Annotated in this window: 16 protein-coding genes and 1 pseudogene; 6 read left to right on the top strand and 11 right to left on the bottom strand. The window is 71.8% G+C overall.

Annotation, left to right across the window (positions count from 1 at the left end; all coding sequences use genetic code 11):
- The 6 genes from VJ693_RS08900 to VJ693_RS08875 form a co-directional block, all read left to right on the top strand.
- Positions 1 to 810 (top strand): NAD(+)--dinitrogen-reductase ADP-D-ribosyltransferase (locus VJ693_RS08900; RefSeq protein WP_324153381.1); only part of this gene is annotated, 810 nt, incomplete at its 5' end.
- On the top strand, positions 803 to 1,774 hold the full coding sequence (gene draG, locus VJ693_RS08895) for an ADP-ribosyl-[dinitrogen reductase] hydrolase (RefSeq protein WP_324153379.1): 972 nt from the start codon (positions 803 to 805) through the stop codon (positions 1,772 to 1,774). The genes VJ693_RS08900 and draG, both read left to right, overlap by 8 nt.
- Positions 1,775 to 1,786: 12 nt before the next feature.
- On the top strand, positions 1,787 to 2,023 hold the full coding sequence (locus VJ693_RS08890) for a zinc ribbon domain-containing protein (protein ID WP_324153377.1): 237 nt from the start codon (positions 1,787 to 1,789) through the stop codon (positions 2,021 to 2,023).
- A 192-nt stretch (positions 2,024 to 2,215) separates the two neighbouring features.
- Positions 2,216 to 3,094 (top strand): SPFH domain-containing protein, encoded by an 879-nt coding sequence (locus VJ693_RS08885; RefSeq protein WP_324153376.1) that lies wholly within the window; start codon positions 2,216 to 2,218, stop codon positions 3,092 to 3,094.
- Positions 3,095 to 3,101: 7 nt separating this feature from the next.
- Complete coding sequence (locus VJ693_RS08880) at positions 3,102 to 3,452, top strand: hypothetical protein (RefSeq protein WP_324153374.1); 351 nt, start codon at positions 3,102 to 3,104, stop codon at positions 3,450 to 3,452.
- Position 3,453: 1 nt separating this feature from the next.
- Positions 3,454 to 3,636 carry a hypothetical protein gene (locus VJ693_RS08875; RefSeq protein ID WP_324153372.1) on the top strand — a complete coding sequence of 61 codons (183 nt, stop codon included), beginning with the start codon at positions 3,454 to 3,456 and terminating at the stop codon, positions 3,634 to 3,636.
- 60 nt (positions 3,637 to 3,696) lie between these two features.
- On the opposite strand, the gene VJ693_RS08870 is transcribed toward VJ693_RS08875, so the two are convergent.
- From VJ693_RS08870 to VJ693_RS08820, 11 genes and pseudogenes are all read right to left on the bottom strand, one after another.
- The gene (locus VJ693_RS08870) at positions 3,697 to 4,461 is read right to left on the bottom strand and encodes a YkgJ family cysteine cluster protein (protein ID WP_324153371.1); all 765 of its coding nucleotides are present in this window, start codon (positions 4,459 to 4,461) and stop codon (positions 3,697 to 3,699) included.
- Positions 4,462 to 4,770, bottom strand: coding sequence for a 2Fe-2S iron-sulfur cluster-binding protein (locus VJ693_RS08865; protein WP_324153369.1), 309 nt, complete (start codon positions 4,768 to 4,770; stop codon positions 4,462 to 4,464).
- A gap of 20 nt (positions 4,771 to 4,790) precedes the next feature.
- Complete coding sequence (locus VJ693_RS08860; RefSeq protein WP_324153368.1) at positions 4,791 to 5,639, bottom strand: SIR2 family protein; 849 nt, start codon at positions 5,637 to 5,639, stop codon at positions 4,791 to 4,793.
- Positions 5,640 to 5,647: 8 nt separating this feature from the next.
- Positions 5,648 to 6,805 carry a DegT/DnrJ/EryC1/StrS family aminotransferase gene (locus VJ693_RS08855; protein ID WP_324153366.1) on the bottom strand — a complete coding sequence of 386 codons (1,158 nt, stop codon included), beginning with the start codon at positions 6,803 to 6,805 and terminating at the stop codon, positions 5,648 to 5,650.
- A 1-nt stretch (position 6,806) separates the two neighbouring features.
- On the bottom strand, positions 6,807 to 7,019 hold the full coding sequence (nifT, locus tag VJ693_RS08850) for a putative nitrogen fixation protein NifT (RefSeq protein WP_324153365.1): 213 nt from the start codon (positions 7,017 to 7,019) through the stop codon (positions 6,807 to 6,809).
- A gap of 17 nt (positions 7,020 to 7,036) precedes the next feature.
- Positions 7,037 to 8,194: a cysteine desulfurase family protein gene (locus tag VJ693_RS08845; RefSeq protein WP_324153363.1), complete on the bottom strand. Its 1,158-nt coding sequence runs from the start codon at positions 8,192 to 8,194 to the stop codon at positions 7,037 to 7,039.
- The gene (locus VJ693_RS08840) at positions 8,191 to 8,571 is read right to left on the bottom strand and encodes a hypothetical protein (protein WP_324153361.1); all 381 of its coding nucleotides are present in this window, start codon (positions 8,569 to 8,571) and stop codon (positions 8,191 to 8,193) included. The genes VJ693_RS08845 and VJ693_RS08840 overlap by 4 nt, the downstream gene beginning before the upstream one ends.
- On the bottom strand, positions 8,568 to 8,819 hold the full coding sequence (locus tag VJ693_RS08835; RefSeq protein ID WP_324153359.1) for a nitrogen fixation protein NifZ: 252 nt from the start codon (positions 8,817 to 8,819) through the stop codon (positions 8,568 to 8,570). The genes VJ693_RS08840 and VJ693_RS08835 overlap by 4 nt, the downstream gene beginning before the upstream one ends.
- 9 nt (positions 8,820 to 8,828) lie before the next feature.
- Positions 8,829 to 9,167 (bottom strand): nitrogen fixation protein NifZ, encoded by a 339-nt coding sequence (locus tag VJ693_RS08830; protein ID WP_324153358.1) that lies wholly within the window; start codon positions 9,165 to 9,167, stop codon positions 8,829 to 8,831.
- The gene (locus VJ693_RS08825) at positions 9,160 to 9,939 is read right to left on the bottom strand and encodes a 4Fe4S-binding leucine-rich repeat protein (protein WP_414652245.1); all 780 of its coding nucleotides are present in this window, start codon (positions 9,937 to 9,939) and stop codon (positions 9,160 to 9,162) included. Before VJ693_RS08825 ends, VJ693_RS08830 begins: the two co-directional genes overlap by 8 nt.
- A gap of 13 nt (positions 9,940 to 9,952) precedes the next feature.
- A pseudogene (locus VJ693_RS08820) lies at positions 9,953 to 10,277 on the bottom strand (hypothetical protein); the annotation flags it as partial.

Here is a 10,277-nt window from a genome sequence, read left to right as displayed (position 1 = left end):
GGCGCCGGACAGTCTCCTTCGGTCTGCGCCGATGAGGCCGACCCGCGCCGCTGGTACACGACCAACCTGGTCGGCGTGCCGGCGCCGCTGCTGGCGAGCGTGGTCTTCCAGGCCCACCCGCAGGCGCTGCACATCGCCGGCGCGCGCGAGGCCAATGCAGGCCTGTTCGCGCTGCTCGAGCGCTGCGGCCCGCTCGACGAGGCGCGCGACGTGTTCGCCCATTACATGAGCATTGCCTTCGGGCTGGACCGCCCCGGCAGCGCCAGTCACCTGAAGCTGCTGCAAGGATGGGGCATGGACGCCAACGGCCCGGCCGGCGCGGTGCTCAAGGGCTGGGTCGAGAGCCGCTTCGGCCTGGTGCCGGGCTTTCACCAGGCGCCGCTGGGCCGCTTTCCGTCGCCCGCGTGGGTGGGCTACATCGAGCAGAAGGCCACCAGCCGCTACCACCGCAACAGCATCTTCCAGCAGCTCGACCTGCTGTTCGAGTTCTGCCAATGGGTGCTCGCGCGGTTCCAGCCGCTGGGGCGCGGGCCCTGGGTGCGCCTGTGGCGCGGCAGCACGCGCTGCGAGGAGCAGATCGTCCAGGGCTCACTGCGAAGCCGGCACGCCACCGTGCGGCTGAACAACCTGGTCTCCTTCAGCCTGAGCCGGGACCAGGCCGAGTGCTTCGGCGACTGGATCTTCGAGGCCCAGGTGCCGCAATCCAAGCTGCTGTTGTTCCCCGGCCTGCTCAGCACGCGCTCGCTCGCGGCCGAGGCCGAAGTGCTGGCACTGGGCGGTGACTACGAGGTGCGGGCCAGCTATGCTTGAACGCACACCCCTGCCGCCCCTGCCTCTGCTGCTGGACCGCGCGCTGGGCGCTTACCTGGGCTTCGCGATCGGCGACGCGCTGGGCGCGACGGTCGAATTCATGACACCGCGCGAGATTGCCCACCGATTCGCCGCGCAAGGCGGCGTGCACCGGCAGATCGTGGGCGGCGGCTGGCTCAGGCTGCCCGCCGGCCAGGTGACCGACGACACCACCATGAGCCTGGCGCTGGGCGACGCGCTGCTGCGCGGCGCCCGCCTCGGCCGGCCGCTGGACACGACGCTGATTGCCGACGCCTTCGTGGCCTGGAGGCGCGGGCGGCCGGTGGACTGCGGCCACACCTGCCGGCGCGGCATCCTGCGCTACCTGCACCACGGCTCGCTGCACGGCGAGCCGCACGACGGCGATGCCGGCAACGGCGCGCTGATGCGCAACCTGCCGGTGGCGCTGGCCACGCTGGGGGACGACACCGCGTTCGAGCGCGTGTCCATCGCCCAGGCCCACATCACCCACCACCACCCGCTGTCGGACGCCGCGGTGCTGGCCATTGGCCACCTGCTGCGCGCCCTGCTGGCCGGCGCCGGGCCGGCCGAGCTGCGCACCCATGGCGAACGCCTGGTCACCCGGCAGCCGGTCTTCCGCTTCCAGCCCTACCCCGGACGCGCCAGCGCCTATGTCGTCGACACCGTGCAGACCGTGCTGCACCACCTGCTGGCCTTCGACGATTTCGAGGCCGCCATGCTGGCCACCGTCAACCAGGGCGAGGACGCCGACACCACCGGCGCGCTGCTGGGCATGCTGGCCGGCGCGCGCTGCGGCGCCGCGGCACTGCCCCGGCCGTGGAAGCGGCAGCTCCTGCCGGCCGTGGTGCACGCGGTGAGCGACCAGGCCAGCGCCCTGGTCGCGCTGGCGCTGAGCCCCCCGCCGCCCGCTGCCAACACGGCACCCGAAAACGCCACCGCCTGAAAGGACACCGCCATGCCCATCCACGACTACCGCTGCAACACCTGCCAGGCCGAATTCGAGTTGCTGGTGCGCAGCAGCACCGTGCCGGCTTGCCCCCAGTGCGCCAGCACCGCGCTGGACCGCCTGGTGTCCTTGACGGCGCCCCAGGGCACCAGCAAGGCGACGATCGCCGCGGGGCGGCGCGCGGCCGCCAAGGAAGGCCATTTCAGCCACTACAGCGCTGCCGAGCGCGCCAAGGCGCGCGGCTGAAGCGTCGGCGAGCAGGCCTGGGCCCACGTCCGCAGAGTCGGCACGCCCAGGCCCGCCGACATCGCCGCCTGTCTCCGGCGGGCGGCCCTCTTTCGGGGAACGACGGTCCGCCTGCGCCGCACTGCCACCGCTTGCATGGCCAGCTCGTTGGGCATAAAGTGATATCACTTTGATTTCATTCGAGGAGACGTCATGAACACCCCCAGCAAGGCCGCACTGCGAGAAGGGCGCGCCAAGTCCACCGATGGCTACTTGATGATCGTGGTGGGCCTGGTGCTGTTGGCCATCGCCATCGCCAGCGTCAGGGCGGGCGCCCTGCTCGTGGCCGTGCCCGCGCTGCTGCTGGCCCCGGTGGCCCTGGCCGGTCTGTACATGCTGCACCCTAACCAGGCGGCCGTGCTGACCCTGTTCGGCGCCTATACCGGCAGTGACCGCCAGGCCGGCCTGCGCTGGGCCAACCCGCTGGCCATCAAGAGAAAGATCAGCCTGCGCGACCGCAACCTCAACGCGCCCGTGCTCAAGGTGAACGACCAGCGCGGCAACCCCATCGAAATCAGCGCCGTGGTGGTGTGGCGCGTGCGCGACTCCGCGCAGGCCATGTTCCAGGTGGACGACTACGAGGCCTACGTGCGCGTACAGGCCGAGGCCGCCATCCGCCACCTGGCCACCCGTTACGCCTACGACGAGGGCGAGGACATCGACGCCGGCGCCATCACCCTGCGGGGCGGACAGGAAGCCGTGGCCGAGGCCCTGAAACAAGAGCTGCAAATCCGCTTCGGCGACGCCGGTGTGGACGTGCTCGACGCCAAGATCAGCCACCTGGCCTACGCCCCGGAGATTGCCCAGGTCATGCTGCGCAGGCAGCAGGCCGAGGCCATCATCAGCGCCCGCAGCAAGATCGTGCACGGTGCCGTCAGCATGGTGGAGGGTGCGCTCAAGAGTTTGAGGGAGCGGGAGATCATCGCCTTGGACGACGAGCGCAAGGCGGCCATGGTGAGCAACCTGCTGGTGGTGCTCTGCTCCGACCGGGAAACGCAGCCCGTGGTGAACACCGGCACGCTCTACAACTGAGCCCGCCATGCTGCGCATCGCTCTCGTCCTGGGCTGGTTGGTCAGCATGTCGCTCGTGGGCGCCTGCTGGATGGGGTGGCAAGAAGCCGAACGTGTCGCCCTCGGGCCGGGCGACCTGCTGGTCCTCACGGTGGTGGCGGCCTTCACGCCATGGTTGGCAGGCCCCGCCCTGTTGCCCTGGGTGCGCCGCCAGTCCCAATCGATTTCACTGGTGGTGACCGCCGTCTTTGGCCTTGCGACGGTGCTTTGGGTAGTCGCTCTCATGCGAGCCTTCCCAAAACCGTCGGTCGACGTCCCTACGTCCGAGCACCCGAAACAGCCGCGGCGACCGCAACGGCCGGGCGCCTCGCACCACTGACATGGCGAGCCCCGCCAAGAAGGCATTCCCCCTGCGCGTGGACCCCGCGCTGTGGGCCGAAGTGGAGCGCTTGGCGGCACAAGAGCTGCGCAGCGCCAACGCCCAGGCGGAGGTGCTGCTGCGCGAAGCCTTGGCCAGGCGCGGCATCAAGGTCGGCCCGCCGAAACCCCGCGGGACGCCCTGACGCCGAGGCTCGCCCGAGGCGCTGGCCACGGGTCAGCGCGGGCCGGCGCGCTCACTCCCATCAAACGCCCGGCACGCCATTGGCGTGCCGGCCCGGTGCCTCGGGTTTCAGCAGGTCGAACACCCGCGCCATCTCGTCCGGGTCGACCTCGTCGACCCGGGCCGGTGCGAAGACGTCCTCGCCGGCGAGCCAGGCGGCTTCGCAGTGCTCGTCGTCCAGCGCCCGCACCAGCGCCTGGTTGAGCTCATACGACGCCCAGGCCAGGCCGGCGTCGCGCAGCGCACTCTGCATCGCGTTCTGCACCACCCCGCGCAGCTCGCGGTGGCCCTTGCTGTGGGGCACCTGCGCGCGCCGGCCCGCGGCCGCGTCGGCGCACGCCCGGGCATCGTGTGAGGCATGGCCGCGGCAAGCCAGTGGCCGAACCGGGTAGATCACGCACACGCCCTGGGCGATGAACGGGCAGCGCTGGCGCAGGCCCACCCGCGCCGCCTCGCCCTGCCCGCGGGTGAGGGCATCGGCGGCGCGCACCTGGCCGCCCAGGTCGATGCCCCGCTCGGCCAGGCGCGGCGCCAACGCGCGCAACCAGCGCGCGACGCCCAGCACCTCCGGCGCGGTGGCCGTCACCCGCAAGGTGCAGCAGGCCGCGCAGCCGCGCCGGCAGGCCAGCGCCGGCTCACCCTCGCACTGCACCGGCAGGTTGCGCTCGAAGACCTCGAACGCCCGGCCCAGCAGCGCGTCGATGCGCTCGGGTCTGGCTGCCAGGGCCTGCAGCGAGCCGGCAAAGGCCGCCTGCAGCCCCACGAAGAAGCCGCGGGTGTCCTGCACTCAGAAGCCGGACAGGGCGCCCAGCAACTCCACCGTGACCGGCTCGGTGCCGAGCACCGAAACTTGGCAGGCCAGGCGCGATTTGCTGCCGACGCCGACGATGGTGTCGAGCTTGCCGTTCTCGGCCGTGCCCATCTTCGAGACGCCCTTGCGGCCTTCGGTGACGAAGATGTGGCAGGCGCCGCACTTGGCTTCGCCGCCGCACTTGGTGGCGACATTTGCGCCGGCGGCAATGATCGCTTGCAGCAGGTTGGTGCCCGCTGCCACCTCGGTGGTGAGGCCAGCGGGGAGGATGGTGAGCGTGGTCATGGAAGGGTCTTTCGTGAAGTTCAGACGACGAGGGCCGGTTGACTGGCCATGAGCGCCGCGGCGGCCTCGGCCAGCGGCATGGCGATGCGGGTGATCCCCTGTTCCGCCAGGAAGCGCGCTTCCATGCGCGTAGGCTCATCGGGCAGCACCGCGTAGTGCGGGCCGGCCGAGCGCTTCATGATCTGGCGCGCAAAGGCGCGGGGCAGCTGATCGTTGAAGCGGCAGCCGAGGAAGACGAAGCCCAGCGCGGCGCGGCGCTGTTGCACCAGCGCCGGAATCGGCGTCTGGATGTCGATCTCGGTCAGCACCTCGACGAAGTCGGTGTCGGAGACCAGGTAGTTGCCCGCCGGCACATGGCCGCCCCAGGGCTTGTAGAGCACGGTGCGGGCTTCGATCGGGTCCGGGCTGACGGCGCCCTGCGGGTCGTACCAGCCGACCCAGGTGCCGAAGTGTTCGCTTTGCGACAGGCCCTGCACCTCGCCCCAGTCGGCGCGCGCTTCGGCCAGCGCCGCGCGCAGCGTGTCGTCGTACCAGGCGTCGACGATCAGCGGCGCCGGCAGTGCAGCCAGCCAGCGCTGCAGGGCCGAGGGCACGGCAGCCACCGCATAGGCCTCGTTCATCGCGTTGACGAGCGTTTTGCGGTGCTTGAAGTTCTCGATGAACTGCGCCGCGGCGGTGAGCCGGTGTTTGATCTTGCCCGGCACCGAGACCTTGGCGGTCAGCACCGCCGCCAGCGCGGCCGGCTCGGCCGGCGGAGTGGCGCCTTCGCACAGCGCGAGCAGGCCGGGGCCGAGGTAGGGGGCGAGCGTGCCGGCGGCCAGGCCGTCAATCACGGTGTCAGGCAGGTCGGCCAGGGTGGCGTGGAACATGGTGGGTCCTACAAGTAAATCGCTGCGCCCGCGCCGACGTTGATCGACGAGTCCTTCAGCGTCTTGACGATGAACTTCACGTGGTCGGGCTCGAGGTGGCCGTGCAGCGGCAGCGCGAGCGCGCGGTCGGCGACGCGCTCGGTGAGCGGGAACTGGCCGCGCTTGCAGCCCTGCTGCGCGTAATGGAACTGCTGGTGCAGCGGCTGGCAGTACGGCACGACCTCGATCAGCTCGGTGGCCAGGTCGTCGACGATCTGCGCGCAGGCGCTGGCCGTGAAGCGCTTGCCCAGGTGCACGAGGTAGAGCATCCAGTGCACCTCTTCGACATCGGGTGCCACATACGGCGGCTTGATGCCCTCGAAGCTGAGCATCTGGTCCAGGTACTGCGCCTCGACCGCCTTGCGCCGGGCGAGGATCTCGTCGATGCGGGCCAGCTGCGCCGCGCCCAGCGCCGCGGTGAGCTCGCTGATGCTGGCCTGCAGCGGCACGCGCGAGCCGACAGAGACCGAGCGCCGGTCGCCCGCCGAGCGGGCGCGCAGGTAGCGCAGCTCGCTGGCCAGCGCGGCGTCGTCGGTGACCACCATGCCGCCCTCGCCGCAGCACAGCGCCGAGGGCTGCGAGAAATCGAATACCGACAGGTCGCCGAAGCGGCCGACGGGTTGGCCACGGTAGCGCGAGCCGATAGCCTCAGTGGAATCCTCGATCAGCGCCAGGCCGTGCGCATCGGCCAGCGCACGCAGCTCCTTCCACGCCGCCGGGTGGCCGTTGACGTTGCCGGCCAGGATGGCGCGCGTGGCCGGCGTGATCTGCGCCGCGGCGCGCGCCGGGTCCAGGCAGCCGGACCAGTAGTTGATGTCGGAGAACACCACCCGCGCGCCGGCCAGCGTGACCGCGTGGGCCACCTGGTGCCAGCCGTAGGGCGAGGCGATCACCTCGTCGCCCGGGCCGATGCCGAGCGCCCGCAACGCCAGCCAGGTGCCGAGCGTGCCGCTGGGCACCGCCACGGCGTGCGCGCGGCCGAGCCAGCGGGCGAAGCCGGCCTCGAACTGCTCGACCATGCGGCCGGCCGACAGGCGCGGCGCACGCAGCGCCGCCTGCACCAGCTCGCCCTCGAGCGCGCTCACGTCCGGGTCGGACAGCAGCAGCCAGTCGTCGGGGGCGTCCATCTCAGTCGCCCGACAGCCGTCGGGCCTCGACGGTGATCGGCAGCGTCGTGCCAGGCGCCATCTCGGGCAGCGCGAGCGTCCAGCCGTTGGCCAGCGTGATCTGGCCGCCCCACAGCTCGGCGCGCTCCTGCGCGACGATGGGCTCCTCCAGATCCTTCTTCGGCACATAGGCCGACAGGGCGCCGGACGCGGTCTTGCGGATCATCACTTTCATGGGGTTCCTCGGGTGGGTCAGGCAGCCAGGGCCGCGGTCTGGTCGATCAACAAGGGGCCGATGACCCGCGCGGCAACGGCGATCACGCGGCCGATCTCGTCGGCGGTGTTGTCGGGCCCAAGCGAGAAGCGCACGGCGGCCTTGGCCCGCTCGGCGCTCTCGCCCATCGCGAGCAGCACGTGCGATGGCTGGGTGCCGCCGGCGCTGCAGGCTGCGCCGGACGAAGCGAGCATGCCGGCACGCTCGAGCTTGTTCAGCACCTGCTCGGCGTCGAGCGTGCCGAAGCGCAGGCACACGGTGTTGGGCAGGCGTGCGGCCTCCTGGCCGTAGACGTGGCTGGCCGGCAGCACGCGCTGCAGGCCTTGCTCGAGGTGCTCGCGCAGGAATCGCATGTGGGCCAGGTCTCTCGCGAGCGTGGCGGCCGCGCGCTCAGCCGCGGCGGCGAAGCCGACGATGCCGGGCAGGTTCTCGGTGCCGCCGCGGCGCTGGCGCTCTTGCCGCCCCGACAGCAGCGGCGGCAGCGCCAGCCCCTTGCGCACGGCCAGCGCGCCCACGCCCTTGGGCCCGGCCAGCTTGTGCGCGGAGACCGACATCAGGTCGGCACCGCTGGCCGCGAAGTTCAGCGCCGACTTGCCGGCGAGTTGGGTCGCATCCACGTGCAACCGCGCGCCGTGTGTGTGCGCCAGCTCGGCCAGCTCGGCAATGGGCATCAGCACGCCGGTCTCGTTGTTGGCCCCCATCACGCTGACCAGCGCGACGTCGTCGCCGATCAGTTCCTTCGCCGCCGCGAAATCGAGCCGGCCCTGCGCATCGACCGGGATCAGGTCGAGCGGCACGCCCTCGCCGGCCAGGCGCCGGCCCAATGCGAGCAGGCCAGGGTGTTCGACGGCCGACAGCACCAGGCGGCGGCGGGCGGTGCCGCGCGCAGCGGCCAGCGCACCCAGCACCGCCATGTGGTTGGCCTCGGTGGCACCGCTGGTGAACACCAGCTCGGCGACCTGGCAGCCGAGGAAGGCCGCCACGCGGGCCCGCGCGTCCACCAGCGCGCGCCGCGCTGCCTGCCCCGGCCCATGGGTGGACGAAGGGTTGCCCCAGACGCGCTGCAGCACGTCGACCATCTCGGCGATGACCTCGGGCGCCGGGCAAGTCGTCGCGTTGTGGTCGAGGTAGATCACTGCCAGAACTCCCTGGCCGGGTCCGCGCAGACCCGGGCCAGCGCGTCGGCCAGCGTGAGCCCGGCGACGCGCAGGCGCCAGCAGCCCTGCACATGGTCGCGCGCGTGCAGCAGCCAGCGGCCATCGCTCGTCGGCACCAGCCAGGCGATGTCGATCTCGCCGCCTTGCGGGTCGATGTTGCGCGAGCAGTTGGGGCTGACGATCTTCCAGCCCAAGCCCTCTCGCTCGACACGCGGCACCACGTACTTGTAGCGCTCACGCTGCGCGATGCCGCGTTCGATGCGCACGCGGTCGAGGGTGAGGACGTTGCCCGGTTCGGGCATCGCGGGCCGGCCGCGGCCGCCGCTTCCCCCGTCGTGGGCCTGGCGCTGGATCATGCGCCGGCCTCCGGCACCGGGCCGATCTCTTCTTCGAGGCAGCCCAGCACGGCGACGCCGAAGTCCACCATGTAGACCGGCACGTTCGCCTCCGCGTGGTGGCCCACCTGCACGATCTCGCCCGGGCCGCCCGCGACGACGAGCAGGATGTCCTCGGGCGCATCGGGCAGGCTGCCGTCGTTGTAGAGGTCGGTGGCCGCCACCACGGGCTGGCCCCACTGGAATTTCGGTTCGCGCAGGTCGTGCATGGGGCTCTCCTAGCGGATCTGGTCGAGCTGCGCTGCGCGCTCACCGAGCAGCGCCAGCACCTCGTCGGGCAGGTGGTCCAGCGTGCACAGCTCCTTGGCGCGCATGCCGACGCGGTGGCCGCTGCCGCTGAACTCGACGGCGTAGATGTAGAACTGCTGCAGGAAGGTGCCGATCGAGCGCACGAAGCCGACCTCGCCCTTGCCGACCAGCACCTCGCCGATGTCCTTGCCGTTGTAGGTGCCGTCGTTGCGGACCACGGAGCGGCTGATGACGCGCTCGCCCATCGCGAATCGCGGCGGCAGCGCGATCTCGATCACGTCATCGTCGTCGCGGTTGATGTCAGCCATGGGCCGGCTCCAGCTCCTGCCTGCGCTGCGCTGCGCGCTCGCGCACCTCGGGTTCGATGTCGCCCAGCAGCCGGTGCAAGGCGGCGCCGATCGCGCGGCCCGCGGCCTCCCAGCGCACGGTCCAGTCGGGGTCGGCGACCAGCACGTCGAGCAGCGGCGCGGGCAGGCGCTCGGCGGCGATGCGGCGCACCTCGGGGGCGTGGTCTTCCACCAGGCGCCACAGCGCCGGCATGGGCAGCCGGCGCGCCACTTCCAGGCGCACCTGCAGGTCGGCGTCGTGCATCAGCAGCGGCAGCAGGCCCTCGGGCAGGCGGCGCGCGACGATGCAGCGCACCTGGTAGTCGGGGTCGTGCAGCATCGCGGCCAGCTCGGCCACATCGATGCGCTGGGCCACGCGGATGCGCACCTCGCGGTGCGGGTCGTCTCGCAGCGTGCGCAGCAGCCGCTGCGGCACGCGCAGGGCGACCTGCAGGCGCACCGTCTCGTCCGGGTCGGCCAGCAGCGGGCCGAGCTGGAACAGGTCGGCATAACGCGCCGCGATCGCACGCACCTCGAAATACGGGTGGGCCAGGTGGCCGTTGGCCAATGCCGGGTGGCTGCGGAAGAAGCGGTCGATGCGGCGGGCGTAGACGTCCTGCATGCAGCTGCGGCCAGGTTCACAAGCACCCTCGGCGCGCAGCGCGGCGTGGGCGCAGGCGGCGCAGGTGGCCTCGGTGATCGGCTGCTGATGCCAGTCCATCGCCGGGATGTCGTTGAGTGCGTCGGCATCCATCGCAGCCCCTTCGTCAGGCGAGGCTGGGCAGGCGCGCCCAGGCGGCGGCGCCGGTGGCCTGCACGTAGGCGGGCGGGTCGTCCCCAGCCTCGTCGGCGTCATCGGCCAGCGCGCGCTGGCGCACCGCCTCGAGCAAGGCGCCGCCCACGCAGTCGCCCGGGTCCAGGGCGCGCAGCAAGCCCAGCGCGTCGCGCGCCTCGGCACCGTCGCCCAGGCGCAGGCTCAGGTAGGCGTAGCCCTTGAGCACGAAGAGGTAGAAGCGCGTGCGGGCATCGTGGCGCGCGCCGGGCAGCGGCTGCCGCGGCACCTCGCGCCAGTTCATCGGCAGGCCCAGCGCC

This window comes from Ideonella sp., from assembly GCF_035254525.1.
Lineage (GTDB): Bacteria > Pseudomonadota > Gammaproteobacteria > Burkholderiales > Burkholderiaceae_C > Ideonella.
The sequence above is the reverse complement of the archived record's forward strand: the minus strand, read 5'-3'. Positions and strand labels throughout refer to the sequence as shown.